Origin of the sequence: Aeromonas sp. FL131 (assembly GCF_049860615.1) — a bacterium.
Taxonomy (GTDB): Bacteria; Pseudomonadota; Gammaproteobacteria; order Enterobacterales; family Aeromonadaceae; genus Aeromonas; species Aeromonas hydrophila.
Genome location: NZ_CP187595.1, coordinates 111,013 through 135,249 on the forward strand (window position 1 = coordinate 111,013; position 24,237 = coordinate 135,249).

26 protein-coding genes and 1 pseudogene are annotated in these 24,237 nt (G+C 60.7%); 13 read left to right on the top strand and 14 right to left on the bottom strand.

The window, feature by feature from the left end:
- The first annotated feature begins 30 nt into the window (after positions 1 to 30).
- The 10 genes from ACPW75_RS00650 to ACPW75_RS00695 all read left to right on the top strand — a co-directional run bounded on the left by ACPW75_RS00650 (position 31) and on the right by ACPW75_RS00695 (position 12,388).
- The gene (locus ACPW75_RS00650) at positions 31 to 621 is read left to right on the top strand and encodes a LysE family translocator (RefSeq protein WP_017411093.1); all 591 of its coding nucleotides are present in this window, start codon (positions 31 to 33) and stop codon (positions 619 to 621) included.
- Positions 622 to 778: 157 nt separating this feature from the next.
- Positions 779 to 1,471 (top strand): aspartate/glutamate racemase family protein, encoded by a 693-nt coding sequence (locus ACPW75_RS00655; protein WP_077096557.1) that lies wholly within the window; start codon positions 779 to 781, stop codon positions 1,469 to 1,471.
- A gap of 126 nt (positions 1,472 to 1,597) precedes the next feature.
- The gene (gene cueO / locus ACPW75_RS00660; RefSeq protein WP_077096558.1) at positions 1,598 to 3,262 is read left to right on the top strand and encodes a multicopper oxidase CueO; all 1,665 of its coding nucleotides are present in this window, start codon (positions 1,598 to 1,600) and stop codon (positions 3,260 to 3,262) included.
- Between the two features lie 160 nt (positions 3,263 to 3,422).
- Positions 3,423 to 4,529: a 1-acyl-sn-glycerol-3-phosphate acyltransferase gene (locus tag ACPW75_RS00665; protein WP_011707330.1), complete on the top strand. Its 1,107-nt coding sequence runs from the start codon at positions 3,423 to 3,425 to the stop codon at positions 4,527 to 4,529.
- A gap of 310 nt (positions 4,530 to 4,839) precedes the next feature.
- On the top strand, positions 4,840 to 5,310 hold the full coding sequence (locus tag ACPW75_RS00670) for a YhcH/YjgK/YiaL family protein (protein ID WP_041216553.1): 471 nt from the start codon (positions 4,840 to 4,842) through the stop codon (positions 5,308 to 5,310).
- 174 nt (positions 5,311 to 5,484) lie between these two features.
- Complete coding sequence (locus tag ACPW75_RS00675) at positions 5,485 to 6,684, top strand: acetate kinase (protein WP_043160403.1); 1,200 nt, start codon at positions 5,485 to 5,487, stop codon at positions 6,682 to 6,684.
- Positions 6,685 to 6,817: 133 nt separating this feature from the next.
- On the top strand, positions 6,818 to 8,059 hold the full coding sequence (locus ACPW75_RS00680) for a mechanosensitive ion channel family protein (protein ID WP_011707327.1): 1,242 nt from the start codon (positions 6,818 to 6,820) through the stop codon (positions 8,057 to 8,059).
- Positions 8,060 to 8,246: 187 nt separating this feature from the next.
- Positions 8,247 to 9,173 (top strand): L,D-transpeptidase family protein, encoded by a 927-nt coding sequence (locus ACPW75_RS00685; RefSeq protein WP_016351926.1) that lies wholly within the window; start codon positions 8,247 to 8,249, stop codon positions 9,171 to 9,173.
- A gap of 288 nt (positions 9,174 to 9,461) precedes the next feature.
- Positions 9,462 to 10,979 carry a sodium/proline symporter PutP gene (gene putP / locus ACPW75_RS00690; protein ID WP_042066398.1) on the top strand — a complete coding sequence of 506 codons (1,518 nt, stop codon included), beginning with the start codon at positions 9,462 to 9,464 and terminating at the stop codon, positions 10,977 to 10,979.
- 299 nt (positions 10,980 to 11,278) lie between these two features.
- Positions 11,279 to 12,388: a hypothetical protein gene (locus tag ACPW75_RS00695; protein WP_077096560.1), complete on the top strand. Its 1,110-nt coding sequence runs from the start codon at positions 11,279 to 11,281 to the stop codon at positions 12,386 to 12,388.
- A gap of 33 nt (positions 12,389 to 12,421) precedes the next feature.
- Here the strand turns inward: ACPW75_RS00695 and ACPW75_RS00700 are convergent, their stop codons facing one another.
- From ACPW75_RS00700 to ACPW75_RS00735, 8 genes and pseudogenes are all read right to left on the bottom strand, one after another.
- Positions 12,422 to 13,243, bottom strand: a complete 822-nt coding sequence (locus ACPW75_RS00700) for an alpha/beta fold hydrolase (RefSeq protein WP_077096561.1) — start codon at positions 13,241 to 13,243, stop codon at positions 12,422 to 12,424.
- A gap of 248 nt (positions 13,244 to 13,491) precedes the next feature.
- Positions 13,492 to 13,782 carry a putative quinol monooxygenase gene (locus tag ACPW75_RS00705; RefSeq protein WP_077096562.1) on the bottom strand — a complete coding sequence of 97 codons (291 nt, stop codon included), beginning with the start codon at positions 13,780 to 13,782 and terminating at the stop codon, positions 13,492 to 13,494.
- A gap of 54 nt (positions 13,783 to 13,836) precedes the next feature.
- Positions 13,837 to 14,019, bottom strand: a complete 183-nt coding sequence (locus tag ACPW75_RS00710; RefSeq protein WP_256822029.1) for a hypothetical protein — start codon at positions 14,017 to 14,019, stop codon at positions 13,837 to 13,839.
- 36 nt (positions 14,020 to 14,055) lie between these two features.
- A pseudogene (locus ACPW75_RS00715) lies at positions 14,056 to 14,190 on the bottom strand (MerR family DNA-binding transcriptional regulator); the annotation flags it as partial.
- Between the two features lie 90 nt (positions 14,191 to 14,280).
- The gene (locus ACPW75_RS00720) at positions 14,281 to 14,739 is read right to left on the bottom strand and encodes a hypothetical protein (protein WP_139391552.1); all 459 of its coding nucleotides are present in this window, start codon (positions 14,737 to 14,739) and stop codon (positions 14,281 to 14,283) included.
- 307 nt (positions 14,740 to 15,046) lie between these two features.
- Positions 15,047 to 15,454: a hypothetical protein gene (locus ACPW75_RS00725; protein WP_077096564.1), complete on the bottom strand. Its 408-nt coding sequence runs from the start codon at positions 15,452 to 15,454 to the stop codon at positions 15,047 to 15,049.
- Positions 15,455 to 15,707: 253 nt separating this feature from the next.
- Positions 15,708 to 16,136, bottom strand: coding sequence for a VOC family protein (locus ACPW75_RS00730; protein WP_077096565.1), 429 nt, complete (start codon positions 16,134 to 16,136; stop codon positions 15,708 to 15,710).
- 319 nt (positions 16,137 to 16,455) lie between these two features.
- Positions 16,456 to 16,818 carry a DUF2061 domain-containing protein gene (locus ACPW75_RS00735; protein WP_045526198.1) on the bottom strand — a complete coding sequence of 121 codons (363 nt, stop codon included), beginning with the start codon at positions 16,816 to 16,818 and terminating at the stop codon, positions 16,456 to 16,458.
- Positions 16,819 to 17,004: 186 nt separating this feature from the next.
- On the opposite strand from ACPW75_RS00735, the gene ACPW75_RS00740 reads away from it, so the two are divergent.
- The gene (locus tag ACPW75_RS00740; RefSeq protein ID WP_016351920.1) at positions 17,005 to 17,211 is read left to right on the top strand and encodes a hypothetical protein; all 207 of its coding nucleotides are present in this window, start codon (positions 17,005 to 17,007) and stop codon (positions 17,209 to 17,211) included.
- A 97-nt stretch (positions 17,212 to 17,308) separates the two neighbouring features.
- Here ACPW75_RS00740 and ACPW75_RS00745 read toward each other — a convergent pair whose 3' ends face one another.
- Positions 17,309 to 17,908: an FMN-dependent NADH-azoreductase gene (locus ACPW75_RS00745; RefSeq protein WP_077096566.1), complete on the bottom strand. Its 600-nt coding sequence runs from the start codon at positions 17,906 to 17,908 to the stop codon at positions 17,309 to 17,311.
- Positions 17,909 to 18,017: 109 nt separating this feature from the next.
- Here ACPW75_RS00745 and ACPW75_RS00750 point away from each other — a divergent pair, with 109 nt between their 5' ends.
- Positions 18,018 to 18,947, top strand: a complete 930-nt coding sequence (locus ACPW75_RS00750) for a LysR family transcriptional regulator (RefSeq protein WP_077096567.1) — start codon at positions 18,018 to 18,020, stop codon at positions 18,945 to 18,947.
- A 50-nt stretch (positions 18,948 to 18,997) separates the two neighbouring features.
- Here the strand turns inward: ACPW75_RS00750 and ACPW75_RS00755 are convergent, their stop codons facing one another.
- Genes ACPW75_RS00755 through ACPW75_RS00765 form a run of 3 tightly spaced genes read right to left on the bottom strand, consistent with a single transcriptional unit; the run spans position 18,998 to position 22,210 of the window.
- Positions 18,998 to 19,852, bottom strand: coding sequence for a 23S rRNA (adenine(2030)-N(6))-methyltransferase RlmJ (locus tag ACPW75_RS00755; protein ID WP_077096568.1), 855 nt, complete (start codon positions 19,850 to 19,852; stop codon positions 18,998 to 19,000).
- Complete coding sequence (locus tag ACPW75_RS00760; protein WP_179101443.1) at positions 19,846 to 20,307, bottom strand: DUF2390 domain-containing protein; 462 nt, start codon at positions 20,305 to 20,307, stop codon at positions 19,846 to 19,848. Before ACPW75_RS00760 ends, ACPW75_RS00755 begins: the two co-directional genes overlap by 7 nt.
- The gene (locus ACPW75_RS00765) at positions 20,300 to 22,210 is read right to left on the bottom strand and encodes an ABC transporter ATP-binding protein (protein WP_077096569.1); all 1,911 of its coding nucleotides are present in this window, start codon (positions 22,208 to 22,210) and stop codon (positions 20,300 to 20,302) included. The genes ACPW75_RS00760 and ACPW75_RS00765 overlap by 8 nt, the downstream gene beginning before the upstream one ends.
- 153 nt (positions 22,211 to 22,363) lie before the next feature.
- Between ACPW75_RS00765 and ACPW75_RS00770 the strand changes: the two genes are divergently transcribed.
- The gene (locus tag ACPW75_RS00770) at positions 22,364 to 22,774 is read left to right on the top strand and encodes a CBS domain-containing protein (protein WP_011707313.1); all 411 of its coding nucleotides are present in this window, start codon (positions 22,364 to 22,366) and stop codon (positions 22,772 to 22,774) included.
- Positions 22,775 to 22,858: 84 nt separating this feature from the next.
- Here the strand turns inward: ACPW75_RS00770 and ACPW75_RS00775 are convergent, their stop codons facing one another.
- Together ACPW75_RS00775 and ACPW75_RS00780 are read right to left on the bottom strand one after the other, a co-directional pair.
- Complete coding sequence (locus ACPW75_RS00775; protein WP_041218350.1) at positions 22,859 to 23,314, bottom strand: NfeD family protein; 456 nt, start codon at positions 23,312 to 23,314, stop codon at positions 22,859 to 22,861.
- Complete coding sequence (locus tag ACPW75_RS00780) at positions 23,311 to 24,231, bottom strand: SPFH domain-containing protein (protein WP_011707311.1); 921 nt, start codon at positions 24,229 to 24,231, stop codon at positions 23,311 to 23,313. Before ACPW75_RS00780 ends, ACPW75_RS00775 begins: the two co-directional genes overlap by 4 nt.
- Between the last annotated feature and the right edge of the window lie 6 nt (positions 24,232 to 24,237).

Sequence of the window (24,237 nt, forward strand, 5' to 3'; positions counted from 1 at the left end):
GTCGGCGCCCTGCATCATCAAGAGGTTGAGATGGATCTGAACTGGTTGCTTCCCCTGGCGGGCTTTGCCCTCATCACCTGTGGCACGCCGGGCCCCAACAACATGCTGCTCACCAGCGCCGGTGCGGCCCAGGGCTTTCGCCGCAGCGTGCCCCTGCTGGTGGGCGTGGTGGGGGGGATCAACCTGATGATCCTAGCCACGGCGCTGGGGCTGGGGGTGATGTTCGAGCAGCTGCCGCTGCTGCACGACGGGCTCAAGCTCATCGGCTCGGCCTACCTGCTCTGGCTGGCCTGGAAGGTGGCGACCGCCAGCGGCCCGGCCGAGGGCAACCGGCCGCTGATCCCGGCCCATCAGGGGGCCATGCTGCAGTTGCTCAACCCCAAGGCGTGGATGATGGCGCTCTCCGCCATCAGCGGCTTCACCCTGGCGGGGGAGGCCTACTGGCCCTCCGCCATCTGGGTGCTCGGCATCTTCTTCGTGACCGGCCTCTATACCGGGGCCTTCTGGGTGCTGTTCGGTGCCCAGGTGCGCCGCCTCATCCGCACCGCCAGAGGCTGGCGTCGTTTCAATCTCGGCATGGGGGTCGCCACGGCGGCCTGCGTGCTGATGATCTGGATTTAGTCCGGGCCTGTGCCCGGGCCTTTACCGGCTGTCTTGTTGGCCCTGCGGGGCCTTTTTTATTCACGGGGCGGTGCGATGATGCGCGCCGCCCTCTGCTCGGTTTGCGCGATCGATTCACACACTCGGTTTGCATGATCGTTTTACACAAGGAGGTCCCATGAAATGTATCGGTCTGCTGGGTGGCATGAGCTGGGAGTCCACCGTCAGCTACTATCAGGCGCTCAACCGGGGCGTGCGCGAGCGGCTCGGCGGCCTGCACTCGGCGCGGGTGCTGCTGAGCAGCGTCGACTTTGCCGAGATAGAGCGGCTGCAGCATATCGGGGACTGGCCCGCCACCGCCCGCCTGCTGGCGGCCGAGGCGCGGGCCATCCAGGCCGGCGGCGCCGATTTTCTGCTGATCGGCACCAACACCATGCACAAGGTGGCGCCCGAGATCGAGGCTGCCATCGACATCCCGTTGCTCCATATCGCCGATGCCACCGCGCGTCAGCTGCAAGCGGACGGGATCCAAAGGGTCGGCCTGCTCGGCACCCGTTTCACCATGGAGCAGGATTTTTACAAGGGGCGCTTGCAGGAGAAGTTCGGGCTGGAGGTGCTGGTGCCCGGCGAGGCGCAGCGGGAGCGGGTGCACCGCATCATCTATGACGAGCTGTGCCTCGGCGACATTCGCGATGCATCGCGGGCCGAGTACCTGGCCATCATCAGGGCGCTGGCCGACACGGGAGCCCAGGCGGTGATCCTCGGCTGCACCGAGATAGCCCTGCTGGTGGGGGAGGCCAATGCTGCGGTGCTGCTCTACGATACCACTGCCATCCACGCCGAGGCGGCGGTGAGCCTGGCGTTGGCTTGACGACCATGGCACTGCTGGCAAGCGGATAAGCCAGAAATTGTCCGGCCGCCGGCTTGGCAGGGCTTGACCTTGACGCAGGGTTGCTGCTTAGGCTGAAGGTCCGCTTTGGCCAACGAGGAACGACTCATGCAGCGTCGCGATTTTCTCAAATTCTCCACTGCCGTCGGTATCGCCGGCGCCCTGCCCCGGTGGGGTCGGGCGGTTGCCGCCGAGCGGCCAGCCCTGCCGATTCCCGCGTTGCTGGAGGCGGATACCAGCGGCGTGTTCCAGCTCAGGGCCCAGCCGGGCCAGATGCAGTGGCGACGCCAGCCGACCCATAGCTGGGGCTACAACGGCAACCTGCTCGGCCCCACTTTGCGTGCCCGTCAGGGGCAGGCGGTGCGAGTCCGGGTCGCCAACCAGCTGGCGGAGACCACCACTGTGCACTGGCACGGGCTGGAGGTGCCCGGCACCGCCGATGGCGGCCCGCAGGCCAGCATCCCGTCCGGCAAAGAGTGGCAGGCGGCGTTTCGCATCGAGCAGCCGGCGGCCACCTGCTGGTATCACCCCCACACCCACGGACAGACCGGCCATCAGGTGGCCATGGGGCTGGCCGGGCTCTTCATCCTCGACGACGAGGAGAGCCTGCGGCTGCCGCTGCCCCAGCGCTGGGGTGTGGACGACATCCCGCTGGTACTGCAGGACAAGCGCCTCGATGGGCGGGATCAGGTGGACTACCAGCTGGATGTGATGAGCGCGGCGGTCGGCTGGTTCGGCGATCTGATGCTGACCAACGGCGCCGTCTATCCGGCCCACGATGCGCCTCGCGGCTGGCTGCGCTTGCGGCTGCTCAACGGCTGCAATGCCCGCTCCCTCACGCTGGCGACCAGTGACGGCCGCCCCTTGTATGTGATCGGCAGTGATGGCGGCCTGCTGGCGGAGCCGGTGGCGCTGAGCGAGCTGGCGCTGCTGCCGGGGGAGCGCTTCGAGGTGATGGTGGATGCCCGCAACGGCAAGGCGTTCGACCTGCTCACCCTGCCGGTACGCCAGATGGGGATGACCCTGGCGCCGTTCGATGCGGCCCTGCCGCTGCTGCGGATCCGGCCCTCCCTCATCGAGGGCAAGGGACGCTTGCCGGACAGCCTGGCCCGGCTGCCGGCGCTGCCGGCCACCCAAGGCTTGCCGAGCCGCACCCTGACCCTGTCGATGGATCCCGAGCTGGACCGGCAGGGGATGCAGGCGCTAATGAGCCGCTACGGCCACGGCGCCATGGCGGGCATGAGCATGGCCCACGGCGATACGGGCACCATGGCCGGGATGAAGATGGACGGGCAGGGCGAGGGGATGGCCGGTATGTCGATGGCGGGGATGGATCATGGCGCCATGGCCATGCCAGCGGGCGAGATGCAGCACGACACCATGGCGGGGATGCAGGAGGACAAGGGCAGTGCCAAGCCGCTGGATCTGCACGGCGGCAACCGCATCAACGGCCAGGCCTTCGCCATGAACGACCCGCAGTTTGCGGTCAAGCGCGGCCGTACCGAGCGCTGGATCATCTCGGGGGAGGGGGACATGATGCTGCACCCCTTCCATATTCACGGCTCCCGCTTCCGGATCCTGAGCGAGAACGGTCAGCCGGTGGCACCGCATCGCGCCGGCTGGAAGGACATCGTCAAGGTGGAGGGCGGGCGCAGCGAGGTGCTGGTGCGTTTCGATCACACGGCGCCCAAGGAGCGGGCCTACATGGCCCACTGCCATCTGCTGGAGCACGAGGATACCGGCATGATGCTCTCGTTCACGGTGGAAGAGTAAAAAAGAATGGCCCGAACGGGGCCATTTGTTCATTTCACTGGTCAGATCTCACTATCTACGCACGCCACATACCCCTCGGCATAAAAGCGTGTAAAATTGCGCCCTGAATTTTCCGGCCAGCGCGCGCTGGCCGCGACTCCTTACCTGCAAGGCTGACACTGTGACTGAAGTAGATAGATTCGCGGACATTCGCCCCTACCGCGATGAGGAAGTGCCGGCAGCCATCGAACGGCTGATCCGGGATGATGAATTTGTCGGCGCCATCGCCAAGTATCGTTTCGGCTCCCTGATGAGCTGGCTGGGCTGGGCCATCCGCCCGCTGATCCGCCAGTTCCTGCGCTACAAGTGGTCCAAGGTGACCACCATCCATCAGGTGCAGATGGGAGTGACCCGCTACATGAGCCGGATGATCGCCACCTCCACCCAGGGGGTGACCTTCTCCGGGCTCGAGCATCTGAAGAAGGAGCAGGGCTACCTGTTCGTCTCCAACCACAGGGACATCGCCATGGATCCGGCGTTCGTTAACTGGGGGCTGCACACCCACGGGTTCGATACCGTGCGCATTGCCATCGGCGACAACCTGCTGCGCAAACCCTGCGCCACCGAGCTGATGAAGCTCAACAAGAGCTTCATCGTCAAGCGCTCCGCCAAGGGGCCGCGGGAGATGATGAAGGCGCTCGGCGAGCTGTCGGCCTACATCGGCCAGTCGGTGCACGAAGGCCACTCCATCTGGATCGCCCAGAAGGAAGGGCGCGCCAAGAACGGCGATGACAAGACAGATCCGGCCATCCTCAAGATGTTCTACGTGGATGGCAAGAAGCAGAAGATCGAGTTCGTCGACTACATGCGCAGCCTCAATATCGTGCCGGTCAGCATCAGCTACGAGCTGGATCCCACCGACAAGGCCAAGGCGCGCGAGCTGTACGAGAAGTCGGTCAACGGCAGCTACGAGAAGGGCGAGTTCGAGGACATCGAGAGCATCGTCGCCGGCATCGTCGGCCAGAAGGGGCGGGTGCATGTCTCCTTCGGCGCCCCCATCACCGAGGGTTTCAGCGATCCGGATGAGCTGGCCGCGCTGATCGACAAGGCGATCTGGGGCAACTACCGCCTCTTCCCGGGCAACTACCTGGCTGCAGATGTGTCCGGCAAGGCCAATACCATCGAGCAGGCTGCCTTCCTGAGCCGTCAGTCGGAGGTGCCGGAAGAGCACAAGGCCATCTGGCGCGCCATGTATGCCAAGCCGGTGGAGAACGCCGGCAAGGCTTGAATGGCACCGGTTATCACCGGGTGATGCGAAAAAAACGGGAGCAGATGCTCCCGTTTTTGCGTCTGGTCAAAGTCGACGGTGCTGGAGTAGTGAATAATATTGTTTCAGCTGGTACGATCACTGGGCGAACGCGCTTGCGCCTCTTGGCAAGCCGCAGATGAGTGTGTAACAGTGCACTCATCCCGCTTGATATGAGCAAATGCTCTATCTCTGTCTGCACGGATTGCAGACGGTGTGACACAAGGACCTCAACAGGGTCCTTTTTCATTTTGCGGCTAAGATGTCGCCTGAATACACCTAAGGAAGCGCCATGATCACCGGCAGTCTGAACACCCTGCAGCGTACGCCGCTGCCCGCCCCGCTGGACCGCATCATGGTCGAGGTGGTGCAAAGCGTCGAACAGTGGCTGCAGGCGCCGCTCGGCAAACAGGAGATCGACGGCCTCACGCTGTTCTGCCTGGTGAGCGAAGAGCTGACCGAGCCGGCCGTGGATCGCCGTGGCGAGTTCCATCAGCAGTACCTGGACATCCAGCTGCTGCTGCGTGGCGAAGAGTGGATCGGGGTCGGGCCCCATGGCTATGTTGCCGAAGGCGCCGATCATCCCCATCCCGACCTCTGGTTCGTCGAGGACGAACAGACCAGTTATCTGGCGTTGCAGCCCGGCGACTTCGCCATCTTCTGGCCGGGAGAACTGCATCGCCCCCTCTGTACCCCCAACCAGCCGGCTCAGGTGAAGAAGCTGGTGGTCAAGGTGCACCGGGATCTGCTGGCCGGCCTGTGATCGCTGGCGCAGCCTGGCTGAGACGAGTGCCCGGAATCATCCGGATTTGCACTTAACATATTGAAAAATTGGGCGCACTTTCCTGCGACCATAAGCCCCCGGCAGGGGAATCCCATCCACTTTGGATGACACGACACTGTCGGCATAAAGCCGAAGCACAGGAAGATGTAGAACATGAGCAAGTTGGTATTGATCCTTAACTGCGGTAGCTCTTCCCTGAAATTTGCCGTAATGGACGCCGAAACAGGTGAGGACATGCTGTCCGGCCTGGCCGAATGCTTCAATCTGGATGATGCACGTATCAAATGGAAACTCCACGGGGTCAAGGGCGAAGCCATGCTGGGCGCGGGCGCCGCGCACCAGGAGGCCCTCGACCACATCGTGGGTCACATCCTGCCGCAGGATCCGACCCTGGCCGAGCAGCTGGTGGCCATCGGTCACCGCATCGTGCACGGTGGCGAGCAGTTCTCCCGTTCCGTTCGCATCGATGACGGCGTGATTGCCGGTATCGAAGCCGCCATTCCGTTCGCCCCCCTGCACAACCCGGCGCACCTGATCGGCATCCGTGCCGCGCTGAAGGTGTTCCCGGCGCTGGCAGAGAAGAACGTGGCCGTGTTCGACACCGCCTTCCACCAGACCCTGCCTGAGGAAGCCTACCTCTACGCGCTGCCCTACAAGCTCTACAAAGAGAACGGCATCCGTCGTTACGGCGCCCATGGCACCTCCCACCGCTTCATCGCGGAAGAGACCGCCAAGGCGCTGGGCAAGCCGCTCTCCGAGCTCAACATCATCAACTGCCACCTGGGTAACGGCGCCTCCGTCTGTGCCATCCGTGGCGGTGAATCCGTCGACACCTCCATGGGCCTGACCCCGCTGGAAGGGCTGGCGATGGGTACCCGCTCCGGCGACATAGACCCCGCTGTAGTCTTCTTCATGCACGACCAGCTCGGTTACAGCGTGGAGCAGATCAACCACACCCTGACTCGCGAGTCCGGCCTGCTGGGCATGACCGAGGCGAGCAGCGACTGCCGCTACGTCACCACCAACTACGCCACCGACGCCGGTGCCAAGCGCGCGCTGGACGTGTTCACCTACCGGGTGGCCAAGTATGTCGGTGCCTACGCTGCCGCCATGGATGGTCGTCTGGACGCCCTGGTGTTCACCGGTGGTATCGGTGAAAACGCCGCCATGGTGCGCGAGATGGTGCTGGCCCGTCTGGCCCTGTTCGGCTTCAAGATCGACAAGGAAGCCAACAACGCCGCGGTGCTGGGCGGTGAAGGCCCCATCACGGCCGAAGGCAGCCGCCTGGCGCTGGTGATGCCCACCAACGAAGAGCTGGTCATCGCCCGCGATGCCCTGAGCCTGGTCGGCTAACGCCCCCTCGCCCCCAGACAACGCCCGGCCTCTGCCGGGCGTTGTCGTTTGTGGCGGCCGTGGTGCCGGCTGTCATTTGACATGGGGTGGCAGATACGTACCCTGACCGCAGTTTCACGCACAGGAGGATGGGATGAAGGAGATGTTTTTTCGCTGGCTGGCCGGGCTCGGGCTGGAGGTAACCGGCATGATGGGGCTGGTGATTGCCCTCGGCTTTATCGTGCTCACCTCGCTGCTGCTGCACATGCTGCTGCACCGGGTACTGCTGGTGCGGCTGGTGGGGGTGCTCGGCAAGACCAAGCAGGTGTGGCTGCCGCCCCAGTTGCAGCAGCGATTGTTCTACCGGCTTGCCTTCGTGCTGCAGGGGGCTGTGCTGCTCGGTCAGGCCGAGATCTGGCTGCCGCGCAACTCCGATAGCCTGCAACTGATCGAGATGGTGGCCCAGCTCTGGATCCTGCTGTTCCTGCTGCTCTCCCTGTTTGCCCTGCTCGACTGCATGCTGTCGGTGAGTCGCTATACCCGGCTCGGGCGGGATCTGCCCCTGCGCGGTATCTTCCAGGGGGTGAAGCTGGTGGGCAGCATCCTGGTGGGCATCCTGATGATCGCCCTGCTGCTCGGCAAGTCGCCGCTGTTCCTGTTCAGCGGTCTGGGTGCCATGACCGCAGTGCTGATGTTGGTGTTCAAGGACCCCATCCTCGGGCTGGTGGCGGGGATCCAGCTCTCTGCCAACCGCATGCTGAGCGTCGGTGACTGGCTGCAGATGGACAAGTACGGCGCCGACGGCGAGGTGACCGACATTGGTCTCACCACGGTCAAGGTGTCGAACTGGGACAAGACCATCACCACCATCCCCACCTATGCCCTCATCTCCGACTCCTTCAAGAACTGGCAGGGGATGACGGAGTCGGGTGGTCGGCGCATCAAGCGCAGCGTCAACATCGACATGACCAGCGTGCGCTTCCTGACGGCGGACGAGCAGTTGCAGCTCAAGCAGGCCCAGCTGCTGGCGCCCTATCTGAGCCGCAAGGAGCAGGAGCTGAGCGCCTACAACCAGCAGTTGAGCGACGCCATCAGCTGCCCCATCAACGGTCGTCACCTCACCAACCTCGGCACCCTGCGCGCCTATCTGGACGCCTACCTGCGCGCTCACCCCGGCATCCGCAAGGACATGACCCTGATGGTGCGCCAGCTGGCACCGACCTCGGACGGCCTGCCGCTGGAGATCTACTGCTTCACGGCGACCACCGCCTGGGCCGATTACGAAGGGATCCAGGCCGACATTTTCGACCACATCTTTGCCATCATTGAGCAATTTCATCTGCGGTTGCACCAATCTCCCACAGGTTACGATATGCGCGCCTGGCAAAAGGGGTAAACCACCGATAGGCAGGGGCTGGCGGCGGCTAAAAAAAGCGATATTAATCGCTGACCCGCCGCCACTTGTCAGTTGAAATTTGTCCGGCAGAGGAGAAAAATGGCGGCCTTCTCTTCGCCCCCCGGATCGCCCGCCGTTTCCGGGTCAGCCCAGAGTCTTGAACCACGTCATCCATTACAGGAAAGTTATGAAGCTCCTCCACACTACTGCGGCCGCGCTGTGCTGCAGCCTCCTCTTGGGCGCCGCGCCTGCGCTCGCGGTTGAATACGCCCTGCCTGCGGCCAACAGCCGCCTGGTGGGTGAAAATCTGGAATACGTGGTCCCGGCCGAAGAAAACGGTCAGCCGCTGGAGGCCGCTGCCGCCAAATTCCAGCTGGGGCTGACCAACATGCTGGAGGCCAACCCCAAGGCGGATCCCCTGCTGCTGCAGACCGGCGAGAAGCTGATCGTGCCGCACCAGCTGATCCTGCCGGATGCGCCCCGTGAAGGCATCGTGCTGAACGTGGCCGAGATGCGCCTCTACTACTACCCGAAAGGCAAGAAGGTGGTGGAAGTACTGCCCATCGGCATCGGCCAGCTCGGCACCGACACCCCGGAAAACTGGGTGACCAGCGTGCAGCGCAAGAAGGCGGGCCCGACCTGGACCCCGACCGCCAAGATGCATGCCGAATATGCCGCCCGTGGTGAAAGCCTGCCGGCAGTATGGCCGGCCGGCCCGGACAACCCCATGGGGCTGTTCGCGCTCTACATCGGCAAGATGTACGCCATCCACGGCACCAACGCCCAGTTCGGCATCGGCCTGCGGGTGAGCCACGGCTGCGTGCGCCTGCGCAACGACGACATCGAGTACCTGTTCAAGAAGGTACCGGTCGGTACCCGCGTCCAGTTCGTCAACCAGCCGATCAAGGCCAGTGTCGAGCCGGATGGTCGCCGCTACCTGGAAGTGCATCAGCCGCTCTCCCGCAATCAGGAGGAGTTCAACTCCAGCCTGCCTGCGCCGCTGCCGATGACCCCGGCGGTGACCCGCTTCATCGCCCACGCCGACAGCGACTCCCAGCTGGTCAAGCAGGCGCTGGAGCAGCGCAGCGGCATGCCGATCGCGATCAATCGCTGATTGGTGCTTGCCGACATGGCCCCGACCGCTGGTCGGGGCTTTTTTTTACGGCCGTGGCGGGGTTGTGCCGCGGATCGTGCCCGGCGGATAAGCAGTTGCTGCGTCAGGATAAAATCTGGTGGAACGGGGCAAAGCTGGTCTGTTGGTTAAAGATGAAACGTTTATATTGTGTTTTCTGTTTGTTAAAAAAGGTTGAGGTCATGGGATCTGCTGATTAAGCTAGGGCGGTTTTTTTAAGGAAGAGCCCGTCGTCAGAACGGGTACACACGTCACATAACGGAGTTTTGAATGACAGCCAGCACACCCATGCTCATCACCTTTCTGGTGTACATCCTCGGGATGGTTCTGATCGGCTTTATCGCCTATCGCGCCACCCGCAACTTTGACGACTACATTCTCGGCGGCCGCCGGATGGGGAGCTGGGTGACCGCCCTCTCCGCCGGTGCCTCCGACATGAGCGGTTGGCTCCTGATGGGCCTGCCGGGCGCCGTCTTCATCGGCGGCATCTCCGAGAGCTGGATCGCTATCGGCCTCACCCTGGGGGCCTATCTCAACTGGCGCTGGGTCGCCGGTCGGCTGCGGGTGCATACCGAGAAGAACCGCAACGCCCTGACCCTGCCGGACTACTTCACCTACCGCTTCGAGGACAAGAGCCGGGTGCTGCGCATCCTCTCTGCCCTGGTGATCCTGCTGTTCTTCACCATCTACTGCGCCTCCGGCGTGGTGGCCGGTGCCCGCCTGTTCGAGAGCACCTTCGGCATGAGCTATGACACCGCCCTCTGGGTCGGTGCCGCGGCCACCATCACCTACACCTTCTTCGGCGGCTTCCTCGCGGTGAGCTGGACCGATACGGTGCAGGCCACCCTGATGATCTTCGCCCTGATCCTCACCCCGGTGTTCGTCATCATCGCGGTGGGCGGCATCGACACAGCCATGGTGCAGGTGGCGGCGCAGAACGCCAGCAACCTCGACATGTTCAAGAACCTGGACTTCATCGCCATCATCTCGCTGATGGCCTGGGGCCTGGGCTACTTCGGCCAGCCCCACATCCTGGCGCGCTTCATGGCGGCGGATTCCCACCACTCCATGGCCAATGCCCGCCGTATCAGCATGACCTGGATGGTGCTGTGCTTGGGCGGCGCCGTCGCCATCGGCTTCTTCGGCCTGGCCTACTTCTCCACCTTCACCGAGCAGGCGGCCGGCGTCACCGGCAACCCGGAGCGGGTCTTCATCGAGCTCTCCAAGATCCTGTTCAACCCCTGGATTGCCGGGGTGCTGCTCTCCGCCATCCTGGCGGCGGTAATGAGTACCCTCAGTTGCCAGCTGCTGGTCTGCTCCAGCGCCATCACCGAGGATCTCTACAAGCCGTTCCTGCGCAAGAACGCCTCCCAGCAGGAGCTGGTGTGGGTCGGTCGTGCCATGGTACTGGTGATCGCGCTGATTGCCATCAGCGTTGCCATGAACCCGGAAAACCGGGTGCTGGGGCTGGTGAGCTACGCCTGGGCCGGCTTTGGTGCCGCCTTCGGCCCCGTGGTGCTGCTCTCCGTGCTCTGGTCGCGGATGACCCGCAACGGCGCCCTGGCGGGCATGCTGGTAGGCGCCCTGACCGTCATCGTCTGGAAGCAGTTCGGCTGGCTGGGGCTCTATGAAATCATCCCTGGCTTCCTCTTCTCCGGACTCGCCATTGTGGTGTTCAGCCTGCTGGACAAGGCCCCCTCCAAGGCCATGCTGGAGCGCTTCGACGACGCCGAGCGCGAGTTCCAGACCCCGCCGGATGCGCTGGGTCAGCCGGTTGCCGTCAACTGAGTTGGCTACTGCCGATAACAAAAAGCTCCGCAATGCGGGGCTTTTTACCAGAACAAGCGACAGATCCGTATCGAAGACGCTCTAGATGCCAAAGATCCTTTCTGCGGTCTGAAAGAAGTTAAAAACTGGGCTTAATTGCTTGGCTTGCTCGTGTTTGAGTTGGCATGATGAAAGCCGGAATCGTATGGTTCCTGTTTCATCTGTTGATTGCCCATTTCTGCGAGAGAAAATTTCAATATGCCCACTCTGATGAGTGGGCAGCGTGAGGATGGACAATAGCCACAACACAGGAGAGAAGGGTGATAGCAAGGTTTTGGCTGGGGTTGGGTTGTTTGTTGCTAGCTATGGTTACGCAGGCCAGCGAGGTGTATCAGGGCAAGGTAGGACGAATGCCGGTAGTGATGACCCTTGATACGTCATCAGATGGTACGGTCAGTGGGCGTTACTTCTACCGCAAGTACCGAAAGGATATTCCCCTGTCGGGTAAGTGGGAGGGTAAGACCCTGCAGCTCTCAGAATTGTGGGATAACAGTGAACCCGAAAAGATCGCCATGCTCCTCGAGCGCTCCGGTAATGGCCTTCAGGGAACATGGGCCGGGAAGAAGCCTATTTCTGTGGCATTGAAGGTGGTCGATAGCAGCGCCATTGATATACAGGATCCGGTTCTTGTCAGCTGGCGTAAGCGTGATCTTTATGAACTCATGCGACTTGAAGGACTTTCACTAAAACCGGGCAAGCGAGAGTCATTTCAGGGTTATAGCTTGCAATGGCTGCAAGAGCCGCAAAGCAAAATTGCGTATTTTCGCATTACGTCAGGGCTACCTGCTGAGCAGCTTGGGAAACTCAATCATGTGCTGGCAGAGCGTCAGTGGAGCGAGGTCGCCAGTTATTTTCAGTGTATGAGTACCCCTATGGGTGGGGAATTCGACCAGACGGTTACGCCCCGTTTCATCAGTCCGAACTTGCTCAGCGCCAGTATCTTTACCGGCTATTTTTGCGGTGGTGCACACCCTGACTTTGGTGATTCGCCATTAAACATTAATCTTGCCACCGGAGAGATGCTGACACTCGAAGACCTGCTCTGGGTTGGTAGTGGAGCTCCAGTAAAGTTCGATAGTCGGTCGTATGACCCTGCAGCATCTGAGTACAAGGAGAAGTATCTGGCCCCTTGGCTCGTAAACGAGTTTCGGCGGCTCTACCCCAATGATATGGTTCCCGATGCGGAAGAGTGCAATTACGCAGATCCGTCAGTCTGGGAGTATGCCTCTTGGTATATGACAGAGAAGGGGATAGTGTTGGACCCTTCTTTTCCCCGTGTCGAGCGTAACTGCGAGCTGACCGAGTGGAGCATACTACCCTGGTCGGTTATCAAGCAGCACCCGGGGCGATTACCACAGCTGATGCCTTGATGAAAAAACCGGAACCCTTGGGTTCCGGTTTTTTCATGCCTGCTGTTTGAGCCAACGCAGCAACTGCTGCACAAACAGCGCGGGCTGCTCGATGGGGTAGAGATGCCCGACATCCGCCACCTGCAGGCGCTGGCAGGCGGGGATGGCGTTGCCAAGTGCCTCGCACACTTGCGCAAACAGCGCTCTGGTCTGCGCGCCCCGCACGATGCAGGTGGGCACGCTGAGCCCGGCAAGGCGCGACGGCGACCAATCCGGCCGCTCGCTCTGGCTCAGTTGCTTGGGCAGGCTGGCGGTCTCCGCCAGTTGGGCTTGCTGCCACTTGAGGGGTTGCGCAGCAAAGTAGCCTGGGCGGCCCCCCGAGCCATCGATCAGGGTGGCCACCGCCTCTTGCAACTGCCCAGCTTCAACCTGACCAAACACCGGGCCGAACATGGCGCCGGCATCGGTCATAAAGGCGGCGAGCCCCTGCTCATCCAGCGCCCCCGGGCAGCCCGGCTCCACCAGATAGAGGCTTCTGACGCGCCCCGGTGCCTGCAAGGCGGCTGTCAGCGCTACATCCGCCCCATAAGACCAGCCGACCAGATGGACAGGCCCACACGCCAGCTGTACCAGCAGTGTGAGCAGATCGCTGGCATGGGTCTCAAGGCCGAAAGACCCCTCTTTGCCAGCCTCGCCGAAGTGGCGCAGAGTGGGGGCATAGACGGTGTAGTGCTGTGAGAGTTGCTCGATATGTTCGAGCCAGAGGGTATGGTTGGCCAACGCTCCGTGGATCAGCAGCAGCGGCTCACCGGAACCGGCCTGCAGGCAGGGCATTGGGCTGCCATTGATGATAAAGGTGTGAGTCTGTGACTGCATATCAACGCCTCCTCGGCGTGTCGTAGAAGTGGGAGAATATATAGCAAGGACCCTGCGGCCAGTAATAGGCCGCAACAGGCGTGGATGGATTAGCGGTCGCCAGAGAGATGGTTTTCGTGATTATCCTTGATGGCTGTAGAGTCAACCCCTTGTTGGTTGTAACTAATCGTGGAGCAAGGCACCGGCTTGAGGCCGGTGTCAGGTGATAACTAGATCTGCTCCTTCGGTACAAACTGGATATGAGTACGTTAAGGCACATCAGTGACAAAATACTGCACCACCTCGGTCAAATCATGCGCCAAATACTCTTGGGTATGAGGTTGCTCAAAGTGCAATTTGAAATCATCTTCACTGTTAAATCGTTCCCACAACAAGAAGCGGCTCTCATCTTTTTCACATTGATGAAGAGTGAAAATAGAGCAGCCAGGTTCCCTTAATGTCTCTTCGCAAAGTTCTTGCAGGTGTTGACGAGCCTTACTAATGTTTGCAGACTCTTTAACCTTTAGCTCGGCGGTAATGTAATAACCGGGATTAAACATAAATGACTCCTTCTCAGTGGAGTCTGTACGCTAACCCCTCGAGTTCACTCTAGGTCAAGCATTTTTTTTGTCGTAGGCATCTATCTTGTAGAGCACAATATCCAGCTCACCATTGAGCCTTGCTATCTCTTCTTCAAGATTGATCTGATGAGTTACAAGCAAAGATTTCCTTTCTGCCAAGGTTGTGGATCCTGCTTGGCGTAGCTTGGAAAATGACTTTATTTCCGCTAATGGCATTCCAGTAGATTTTAAACGTTTAATCCAGGTCAGCCATTCAATATCTGTTTTATCGAAAATACGTTATCCAGATTTATCTCTACGTATGTCTAATAATAATCCTTCCTTCTCATAATATCGCAATGTATAAATAGAGGTATTTGTTTTGTTTGCGACTTCAGAAATCTTCATGATACCACCATAAAAAATTTTTCGCAGGATTAAGGGGAAGGGCGAAATATATCTCTAACGAAAATAATGAAAGATAGAAAATAGAACCTGTTATGTCCCATTTTTGAATGCGTTATTATTGGTTAGCCTTGTATCAATTTTATTCGAAAGGTCTTGGAAACCGTCCAGATCAAAAGGAGCGTAAATACGCTTGAGGCTGTTGGTTCGAATGACCATGCAATCGACGATAAGCATTTTTCCCATGCTGACCCCCACCATCTTGGTATATGGTATGGATACTTTTCGGAAAAATCGGTTTCTACCTACCACATCTTCACTTCTCAATTCGACAGAAAACAATCTGGAAGCTTGAGCCATCACGAACAATACAATAAAGGCTGCTAGCAGTATTTTTAGATATTGGTCAAAGAGCCAGGCGCCCAGCTCCATGTTGAGTTGCGTTTTGTATGCACTGAGTACAACCCCCCCTGCAAACATCAATGTGATAAATATAAGGAACCGCTTGCTCATTGAGAGTAATGGCTGCTTCCAATTTAATGAGTATTTCATTATTTATTCCAGTTCGATAGCAGTATAACACCAGCTATCGAGATAACGAGGGGCGGATTATTTAGACGAGTTATTCTCAATTTTCCGAATACGCTGTGCTATTCGAACCTTCTGGCTAAATTATAGCGATACATTGGAGATGCAAGGCTGCAGGTCGACACATAAACTTTTTCACTATTGAAATGTGACATGATTATTTTAGTAACACAACCACATTGAAATTTACAACGCTCTTGTATTACATTGTTCATAGCATTTATCATAAAATATAGGTGTCGCATTGTCTGATTTGACGATGGATTAGGATTTATATTTCTGCCCATAGCTCCCCGTGAATACTTACCCATGATCCGATAGCGAACAGCTCTTTACCCAGCTCATTATCTATCGGAAACGACAATGTTGATGATAGTTTTAGTAGTGACTCCCCATCGATTTCCTCTGTTCCGGTTATTTGTCCTGTTGCCTGATAACAGCAATTCCTATTAGGAAACGACAGGGATATTGAGGGTTGCTCGATGGCTGATACGGAGGACAGGCGGCCAACTAACATTACTTCCACAACACCGTTAACTGGAAACCATTGATAACCCTGTTGATTACTGCCTTGATAGTAAAACCATATCTCCAATCCGCTATCTAATTTAGCTCGCACATTTCCATCGGCGTCACTACTAGAAGGATTAATTTCAATGATACGTAGTCGGAATGGCATCAATTAAACCTGATGGTAGATAGATGGGGATAATAGAGTAACGTGATATTTCATATGTCATCTTGATAACTTTCATCACCAGACTTATGGATAAAAATCAAGTTAATACTATTCCATGTTGGATTGTTTTTTATTTGAATTGCTCATGAGTTGATGTGTAGAGCAAAGCCAGAAATAATAATTCTTCATTTTAATAGGGTATGCTTGAGACTCCTCACAGTGAGAGTATAAATTACTGGTGATTCACATATTGCTAAAACCTAATCTCCACCGACTCCGCACTCCGCTTTGCCTCACCGTGATAAACCGCCTCGATATTATTGCCATCCGGATCGAGCAAAAAGGCGGCGTAATAGCCGGGGTGATAATGGCGCTCACCGGGGGCGCCGTTGTCCTGGCCCCCATTGGCCAGCGCTGCCTGATAGAAGCGATCCACTGTGGTGCGGTCTTGCGCCTGAAAGGCGAGGTGATGGCGGCCGGTCAATGCCCCCAGCGCCGCCGGGCTGTCGATGGCGGTGACAAACAGCTCGTCTGCCCAGAAGTAACCCTCACCGGTGCCGCCTATGGGAATATCGAGGACGGCCAGTGCGGCCGTATAAAAGCGCTGGCTGGCGGCCAGGTCTTTCACCACCAGCTGGAGATGGTCGATCAGCCGACCGCGATGCAATGTTTGTGTTTCCATACACCACCTTGCTTTGCATGTTGTGGATGAGTCGCCGGCCGGCCCCTTGCTGTGAAGCCGATGGCATGGCTACCGCCCCTGAATTTCAGCCTCCAGTCTGCTGCTTTGTAACCAACGGGGATGGCGGAGAGGGCTCATGGGTGACTCCGACGAGGCTTGGATTGCCATTCGGGTATGGTAGCGGGAGAGGGGCGCAGGGGAAGGGCTAGGTGATAAATGTTGGGGCGGGATCAACAAATTGGTCAGTACGGCAGGGGCTGGCCCCCTTGCCGGGGGAGAGAAGCTGGTCCAAGCGTGGGGAAGGGCCGCAGCCCCTCCCTCATGCCAGTGCAAGCTGCTGACGGGCGCGCCACAGCCGCTCGTGGAAGAAGAACACCACAGTGTTGATGGCAGGCTCGATCATCGCCATCACGCCGCCGGTGAGCAGCTCGCCGCTCAGCAGGTAGGCGACGCCGAAGGCCACCGAGAAGTGCACCAGGGCGAAGCTGCTGGTCTTGGCCTGCAGGCTGTGGTGAGGCTTGAGCTTGTGCCAGCCGAGATCATGGAAGTAGAAGGCGACCGTGTTGACGGCGGGCTCTATCAGGGCGATCAGGCTGGCGGTGAGCAGTTCACCGGTCAGCAGGTAAGCCACGGTGAAGGCCACGGTGAAGTGCAGAACGGCAAAGCTGATGGTCTTTTTCATGATGGCGGCTCCCTCTGGTGATGAGCAGAGTATCCCCTGAAATCACATCAAATGAAAACTATTCTCATCTAATGGTTGGATAGGGACGACCTATCAAGTGAGAACGCCCTCACCGGATTGGGAGTTGCCTGGGGCCACAGCGGCGCTAGAGTGAGCCTTTGCCATGAAAAAGGAGCTTTCATGCATATGAATATCAACGCCACCCTGATGGGGCAGTTCATCCTGTTGCTGATGATCATCGTCGGCGTCGTGGCCTGGCGACTGGCCCGCCGCAAGAGTGAGCATCCGGTGCTGATCACCGTGCTGTGCATGCTGCTCAGTCTGGCCCCGCCTTTCGCCCTGCTGGCGCTGCTTATTCTGGCGCTCTGGCGGGATCTCCCGGGCAAAACGTGAGGTTGGCCGACATGCTAAAAGCCCCGTGACGGGGCTTTTTTATTTGGGCGTCTCCCGCGCAGCTGCCGGTTGGGGCGGCAAGAGGCGGGCGAGGGGCTCACCGGCTGAGGGCGGCGATCCGCTCATGGGCCTGGCGCATGCCCTGCTCCGCCCCGTGGGGGTACAGGTCCATCCCTTCCGCGTAGACGAACTCCACCTGCGCGATGCCCATCAGGCCGAGCACGGACTCGAGGTAGGGGGTGACCGCATCCGTTGTCTGTCCTTGATGCACGCCGCCGCGGCTACTGAACACCAGAGCTTTTACCCCCTCCACCAGCCCCATGGGGTAGCTGTCGGTGTAGCGAAAGGTGACCCTGGCTCGCGCCACCAGATCGAACCAGTTCTTGAGCGGGGTCGGCACGTTGAGGTTGTACATGGGGGCGCCGATCAGCAGCAGGTCGGCGGCCTTGAGCTCGGCAATCAGTTGATCCGACAGCGCCACCCCTTGGCGGATGGCCTCGCTGGCTGACTCTGCCCCCCGCAGGGCGTGAAACAGTGCGCTGTCCAGTGGCGGCAGGGTGAGGGCCGGCAGGTCGCGTACCACCACCTGGTCCTGGTGGCCCTGCTCCCGGCGCGCTTGCAGAAAGCGCTCCATCAACTGGTTGGTGCGGGACGCGGGGCCGTTGAGGCTGGATTGCAGCAGCAGGATCTGACTCATGAGGTGAACTCCATCTGACAAAGTGTGGGGATGGAGGGATCTTATCAGTCATTTTTTTCCGCAGTGCTGATACTATTTCGTCATATTGGTTCCATAAGGTATGCAATAGATGGCAAACAGCCTCAATGGCCTCGATCTGTTCGCCAGCGTGGTGGAGGCGGGCAGTTTCGCCCAGGCCGCCGAGCGGCTCCACCTCACCCGCTCGGCGGTGGGCAAGGGGATTGCCCGGCTCGAGCAGCGTCTCGGCGTCCAGCTGTTTCACCGCACCACCCGCAGCCAGAGCCTGACCGAGGAGGGGGCGCTGTTCCATCGCCACTGCCTGCGGGCGCTGGAGGAGGTGCGCCTCGGCGAGGCGGCGCTGGCCAGCAACAAGCTCACTCTCAACGGCAGCCTCAAGGTCTCCATGCCGGTGCTGTTCGGTCAGCTGTGCGTGGCGCCCCTGCTGCTGGAGCTGGCGCAGGCTCATCCCGGGCTGGCGCTGTCGCTGTCGTTCAGTGACCGCAAGGTGGATCTGGTGGAGGAGGGGCTCGATCTGGTGATCCGCAACGGGGAGCCGCCGGACAGCCTGGATCTGGCGGCGCGCCGGCTCGGCGAGCACGGCATGACGCTCTGCGCTGCGCCCGCCTATCTGGCCGAGCGGGGCGAACCGATGACGCTGGCGGATCTGGCCGAGCACGAGGGCATCGCCTATCTGCGGCAGGGGCGGGTGCTGGCGTGGCAGTGGCAGCTGGATGGCCAGTGGCAATCGGTGCGACCGACGGGGCGCCTGCAGCTCGACGATCTGCACGCCATCACCCAGGCGGCCATCGCTGGCTTTGGCCTGGCCTGGTTGCCGACCTGGCTGGCGCGCCCGCACCTTGAGCGGGGCGAGCTGTGCGAAGTGCTGGGCTCCCTCAAGGGCAGGCGTTATCCCATCAATGCCCTCTGGCCCCACAGCCCGCACCTGCCGCTCAAGACCAGAATGGCCATCGACTGGTTGGCGAGCCGGCTGCCGGAGCGGCTTGCCAGCGTGGCGGGGGCAGGCAGCCATGACCAATAAAAAGGGCCTGCAGTGGCAGGCCCTTGGCGGTGTAACAGTGATGGAAGGCGTTACGCTTCAACCTTGTTGAGCCACTCGACCTTGTACTGGGCGCCGGCGCCCTGCGCCAGCTTGGCGCACAGGGGTTTCAAGAAGGCTTCAATCTGCTCATCCAGCAGCCAGGGGGGGCTCACTATCAGCATGCCTGAGCCGTTCATGCCCCAATCGGTGGTCTGGCCGGCCACTTCCAGCTCGGCCACCAGGACGTTGCCGAAGTTCTCGCGCTTGATGGCGCGCAGCATGTCGCGGGACTTGTCCGCCTCTTCCCCGAGGATGGGATACCAGAGGGCGTAGATGCCGGTGGCCCAGCGTTTTTGCGCCTTTTTCAGGGTATCGACCACCGCGAAGTAATCTTCCTTGAGCTCATAGGGCGGGTCGATCAGCACCAGGCCGCGGCGCGGCGTGGGCGGCAGCAGGGCCACCAGCCCCTCGAAGCCATCACGATGGTGGACGGCGACGCGGGGGTCGTAACCCATGTTAGCGCGCAGGTCTTCCACCTCGTTGTTGTGCAGCTCCATCAGCGCCAGCTTGTCCTGCTCGCGGGCGAGGCGACGGGACAGCTCCGGCGAGCCGGGGTAGTAGTGCAGCTGACCATCGCTGTTCATCTCCTCGATGACGCCGAGATAGGGGACCATGGTGGACCACTGGGCCCGCTCATCCCACAGCCGGCCAATGCCGTCGGCATATTCCGCCTTCTTCTGGGACCAGTCGCCGCGCAGGTCGTAGAGACCGCCGCCGGCATGGGTATCCAGCACGATGAAGGGTTTCTCCTTCTTCTTGAGGGACTCGATGATCAGGGCCTGAACGGCGTGTTTCAGCACGTCGGCGTGGTTGCCGGCGTGAAAGGCGTGGCGATAACTCAGCATATTAGGTCTCTGAGGGGGCCCTGCTGGGCCCCCAGTAACAATAGATAGTTCAACAGGTTGCGGCTGTTGCCGCGAAACAGGGTGAGGCTGCGCAGGGTCTGCAGCAGCACCCCTTGTTGCAGCCGCTCCAGCTCCAGCTCGTGGGCCAGCATGGCCTGATACTCCTGCTCGCCGAGCCGCGCCTTGGCGCTCGAACGCAGGGTGCGCCAGGGGCCGAGCACCGCCTCGGTCTGCACCAGCGCCGGTTGCAGGTCGGTCAGATCGACCGGGATCCCGCACTGATCCAGCCGATGCAGCAACAGGGCCAGATTGACGTTGCCCCCCTGCACCTGCACGCTGAGCCAGTCCTGGCTGCGCGCACCGTAGACCTCGCCACTCCACTGCCAGAAGTCGAGCGGGCCCGGCAGTTCGTGGGCGGCGATCCGCTCGCTCGCCATCAGCTGTTCGTCACGCAAGGAAGGCCTGCTCCATGGTTTCCAACTCCTCGGAGAGGCTCATCCACTCCAGCTCCACCCCTTCCAGCTCCTCCTTGATGGGGCCCTGGGACTTGAGCAGCTCGGAGAGCTTCTGCTTGGCGCTATCTTCATAGATGGCGGGGTCGGCCAGCTGTTCTTCCACCGCGGCCAGCTTGGCCTGCAGTTTCTCCATGCTGGTTTCGAGCTTCTCCAGCTTCTGGCGCAGCGGCCGGGTTGCTTGCCGGAACTCCGCCTCGCGCCGCTTCTGATCCTTGCGCGCCACCGCCGAGTTGGCGGAGACCGGGCCGTCGTCCGGTTTGGCGTTGGCCTCTTTCTCCTGCTCGCCGAGCCACTTGTGGTAGTCGTCCAGATCGCCGTCGAACGGCTCGACCCGGCCACCGTGCACCAGATAGAAGTCATCTGTGGTGGTACGCAACAGGTGCCGGTCGTGGGAGACCACCACCATGGCGCCCTCGAAGCCTTGCAGCGCCATGGTCAGGGCGTGGCGCATCTCCAGATCCAGGTGGTTGGTCGGTTCATCCAGCAGCAGCAGGTTGGGCTTTTGCCAGGTGATGAGGGCCAGCACCAGCCGCGCCTTCTCGCCGCCGGAGAAGGGGGCCACCTTGTCGAGCGCCTTGTCACCGTGAAAGCCGAAGCTGCCGAGGTAGTTGCGCAGCTCCTGCTCGGTCTTGTCCGGCGCGAGGCGCACCAGGTGATCGAGGGGTGAGTCGTCCAGACGCAGGGTCTCCAGCTGATGCTGGGCGAAGTAGCCGATGCTGACCCCGGCGCTCACCTCGAGCTTGCCGGAGAGCGGCGGGTTGGAGCCCGACAGCATCTTGATGAAGGTGGATTTGCCGGCGCCGTTGCGACCGAGCAGGCCGATGCGCGAACCCGGCACCAGGTTGAGTTTGATCTTCTCCAGGATCACCTTGTCGCCGTAACCGGCGCTGAGGTTCTCCATGGCAATCAGCGGGGTCGGCAGGGCCGACGGCTCGCGAAACTCGAAGCTGAACTCGGAGTCGGCGTGGGCGGGCAGGATCTTCTCCATCCGCTCCATCGCTTTCAGTCGGCTCTGAGCTTGACGGGCCTTGGAGGCCTTGTAGCGGAAGCGGTCCACATACGCCTGCATGTGGGACATCTCGCGCTGCTGCTTCTCGTACATGGATTGCTGCTGGGCCAGGTGTTCGGCGCGCTGCAGTTCGAAGTCGGAGTAACCGCCGGTGTATTCGTTGAGCTTGCCGTTCTCGATGTGGATGATGCGGCTGATGACCGAATCGAGGAAGTCGCGGTCGTGGGAGATCAGCACCAGCGTGCCCTGATAGGCCTTGAGCCACTTCTCCAGCCAGATGACGGCGTCGAGATCCAGGTGGTTGGTCGGTTCATCCAGCAGCAGCAGATCGGAGCGGCAGAGCAGCGCCTGGGCGAGGTTCAGGCGCATGCGCCAGCCACCGGAGAAGCTGCGCACCGGCGAACTCAGCTGCTCGTCGCTGAAACCGAGGCCGTGCAGCAGTTCGGCGGCGCGGGCACGAATGCTGTAGGCGCCGATAGTATCGAGCTTGCCGTGCAGCTCGGCCACCAGCAGGCCGTTGTCATCCTGCTCGGCCTGGACCAGCTGGGCCTCCAGGGCGCGGAACTCCTTGTCGCCGTCGATCACGTAGTCGAGGGCGGAGCAGTCCAGCGCCGGGGTCTCCTGTGCCACGCCGGCAATCTGCCAGCCAGCGGGCAGGCTGAAGGTGCCGCTGTCGATGGCCAGCTCGCCCCGTACCAGTGCAAAAAAGGTGGACTTGCCACAGCCGTTCTTGCCCACCAGACCCACCTTGTGGCCGGGATGAATGGTGGCGGATGCGTTGTCCAGCAGCTTGCGGCCGCCGCGGATCAGTTCGATTTGACTGGCAACTATCATGGATTGGTCTGCTTGGCTCAAATGGAGGAGAAAAACTGGCGCGGATCTTACGTGAAACGGCGCAGATTTGCACTTGAGGCGGGGGGCAACCACTGGCTGGGGGGGCAAAAACATGCCATAACAGAGCAATCAGTCAGGGTTGGGGAGGTTAGCATGCTTATCAGGGACATCATGACGACCCGGGTCGCCACCGTTTCCATGGATGACCGGCTCAATGTCATCAAGGAGATCTTCGAGCAGGCTCACTTTCGCCACCTGCTGGTGCTGGAAGAGGAGGAGCTGGTAGGGGTCATTTCGGACCGGGATCTGTTCCGCGCCATCAGCCCCTATCTGGACTCCGAGGCCGAGATGAGCCGCGACACCGAGACCCTCAACCGGCGCGCCCACCAGATCATGAGCCGCCACCCCATCACCATCGCCCCCCAGCTCACGGTGCGGGACGGGGTCAAGATGATGCTGGAGAAGAACGTCTCCTGCCTGCCGGTGCTGGAAAACGGCGCCCTGGTCGGCATCATCAGCTGGAAGGATCTGCTGCGCGCCGCCCTCGACAGCGACGCCTTCTAGACCCTCGCTCACAGTTTGCAAGACAGCGAAAAGGGCTCCGAGGAGCCCTTTGTCGTTGGCGGTCAATGGCGCCTTGCCCCTGTGTCAGGGCAGCGGTTCCACCAGCAGGATATGGGAGTCATGTCCCGTCACCCGCACCTTGCTGCCGGCGCTCAGCGGCTGGCTGCAGCGCACCGTCCAGGCGGTGTCGTCCAGGTGTACCCGGCTCATCCCCTGAGTCACGTCATCCAGCAGCACCAGCTCGCGGCCAAGATAGCCCTGCATCCGCTCGTTGATGGGGGCGGCGGCATCCCGGCTGGAGCGATCCCGGCGGTGTTGCCAGCGCCACCAGGCCCAGGTGGTGAGCAGGGATTGTAGGCCGAACAGCAGCAGCTGCGCCTGCCAGCCGAAGGGCCAGACCAGCAGCAGCAGGCCCACTTCCAGCGCGGCGATGCCGGTCCAGAGCAGAAAGCCCACCGAGCCCAGCACCTCGATGGCCAGCAGCGCGAAGCCGAGCCCCAGCCAGTGCCAGTGGGTCAGCCCCTCGAACAGGGCTGTCATGACTTGCCGCCCTTGCCATCCTTGAACAGCTCGGCCATGCCGGCGACGGCGCCGATCAGGCTGCCCGCCTCCAGCGGCATCATCACCACCTTGCTGTTGGGGCCTTCGCCGATGCGGGCCAGCGCCTCGGTGTATTTCTGGGCCACGAAGTAGTTGATGGCCTGCAGATCCCCTTCGGCGATGGCCTTGGAGACCATGTGGGTTGCCTTGGCTTCCGCCTCGGCGGCCCGCTCGCGCGCTTCGGCGGCGAGGAAGGCGGCCTGACGCTCACCCTCGGCCTTGAGGATCTGGGACTGCTTCTCCCCTTCCGCTTTCAGGATTTTGGACTGGCGCACCCCTTCGGCCTCCAGCACCTCGGCCCGTTTCTGGCGCTCGGCCTTCATCTGGGCGTTCATGGCTTCCACCAGTGCCAGCGGCGGACGTACATCCTTGATTTCGATCCGGGTCACCTTGATGCCCCAGGGGGCGGTGGCGGCATCCATGGTGCGCAGCAGTTTCTCGTTGATGGTGTCGCGCTGGGAGAGCATCTCGTCCAGCTCCATGGCGCCGAGCACGGTCCGCATGTTGGTCATGGTGAGATTGCGGATGGCGCTGGTGAGATCGTTGACCTCATAGCCCGCCTTGCGGGCATCCACCACCTGCACGAAGCTGATGGCATCGATGGTGACGTTGGCGTTGTCGCGGGAGATCACCTCCTGCGCCGGGATGTCCAGCACCTGTTCCATCATGATGATCTTGTGGCCGACCCTGTCCACATAGGGGATCAGCAGGTTGAGGCCCGGCACCAGGGTGCGGGTGTAGCGGCCGAAGCGCTCCACGGTCCAGTTGTAGCCCTGCGGCACTATCTTGATGCCGGCGCTCAGGGTCGCGAGCACCAGAAACACGAAGATCCCCAGCACAATCAATGACTCATTCATTATTAA

Bases quoted from the DNA above. Each gene is read 5' to 3' on its own strand.
- ACPW75_RS00650 (WP_017411093.1), top strand. From the start codon at position 31: ATGGATCTGAACTGGTTGCTTCCCCTGGCGGGCTTTGCCCTCATCACC.
- ACPW75_RS00655 (WP_077096557.1), top strand. From the start codon at position 779: ATGAAATGTATCGGTCTGCTGGGTGGCATGAGCTGGGAGTCCACCGTC.
- cueO (WP_077096558.1), top strand. From the start codon at position 1,598: ATGCAGCGTCGCGATTTTCTCAAATTCTCCACTGCCGTCGGTATCGCC.
- ACPW75_RS00670 (WP_041216553.1), top strand. From the start codon at position 4,840: ATGATCACCGGCAGTCTGAACACCCTGCAGCGTACGCCGCTGCCCGCC.
- ACPW75_RS00675 (WP_043160403.1), top strand. From the start codon at position 5,485: ATGAGCAAGTTGGTATTGATCCTTAACTGCGGTAGCTCTTCCCTGAAA.
- ACPW75_RS00680 (WP_011707327.1), top strand. From the start codon at position 6,818: ATGAAGGAGATGTTTTTTCGCTGGCTGGCCGGGCTCGGGCTGGAGGTA.
- ACPW75_RS00685 (WP_016351926.1), top strand. From the start codon at position 8,247: ATGAAGCTCCTCCACACTACTGCGGCCGCGCTGTGCTGCAGCCTCCTC.
- putP (WP_042066398.1), top strand. From the start codon at position 9,462: ATGACAGCCAGCACACCCATGCTCATCACCTTTCTGGTGTACATCCTC.
- ACPW75_RS00700 (WP_077096561.1), bottom strand. From the start codon at position 13,243: ATGCAGTCACAGACTCACACCTTTATCATCAATGGCAGCCCAATGCCC.
- ACPW75_RS00705 (WP_077096562.1), bottom strand. From the start codon at position 13,782: ATGTTTAATCCCGGTTATTACATTACCGCCGAGCTAAAGGTTAAAGAG.
- ACPW75_RS00710 (WP_256822029.1), bottom strand. From the start codon at position 14,019: ATGCCATTAGCGGAAATAAAGTCATTTTCCAAGCTACGCCAAGCAGGA.
- ACPW75_RS00720 (WP_139391552.1), bottom strand. From the start codon at position 14,739: ATGAAATACTCATTAAATTGGAAGCAGCCATTACTCTCAATGAGCAAG.
- ACPW75_RS00725 (WP_077096564.1), bottom strand. From the start codon at position 15,454: ATGCCATTCCGACTACGTATCATTGAAATTAATCCTTCTAGTAGTGAC.
- ACPW75_RS00730 (WP_077096565.1), bottom strand. From the start codon at position 16,136: ATGGAAACACAAACATTGCATCGCGGTCGGCTGATCGACCATCTCCAG.
- ACPW75_RS00735 (WP_045526198.1), bottom strand. From the start codon at position 16,818: ATGAAAAAGACCATCAGCTTTGCCGTTCTGCACTTCACCGTGGCCTTC.
- ACPW75_RS00740 (WP_016351920.1), top strand. From the start codon at position 17,005: ATGAATATCAACGCCACCCTGATGGGGCAGTTCATCCTGTTGCTGATG.
- ACPW75_RS00745 (WP_077096566.1), bottom strand. From the start codon at position 17,908: ATGAGTCAGATCCTGCTGCTGCAATCCAGCCTCAACGGCCCCGCGTCC.
- ACPW75_RS00750 (WP_077096567.1), top strand. From the start codon at position 18,018: ATGGCAAACAGCCTCAATGGCCTCGATCTGTTCGCCAGCGTGGTGGAG.
- ACPW75_RS00755 (WP_077096568.1), bottom strand. From the start codon at position 19,852: ATGCTGAGTTATCGCCACGCCTTTCACGCCGGCAACCACGCCGACGTG.
- ACPW75_RS00765 (WP_077096569.1), bottom strand. From the start codon at position 22,210: ATGATAGTTGCCAGTCAAATCGAACTGATCCGCGGCGGCCGCAAGCTG.
- ACPW75_RS00770 (WP_011707313.1), top strand. From the start codon at position 22,364: ATGCTTATCAGGGACATCATGACGACCCGGGTCGCCACCGTTTCCATG.
- ACPW75_RS00775 (WP_041218350.1), bottom strand. From the start codon at position 23,314: ATGACAGCCCTGTTCGAGGGGCTGACCCACTGGCACTGGCTGGGGCTC.
- ACPW75_RS00780 (WP_011707311.1), bottom strand. From the start codon at position 24,231: ATGAATGAGTCATTGATTGTGCTGGGGATCTTCGTGTTTCTGGTGCTC.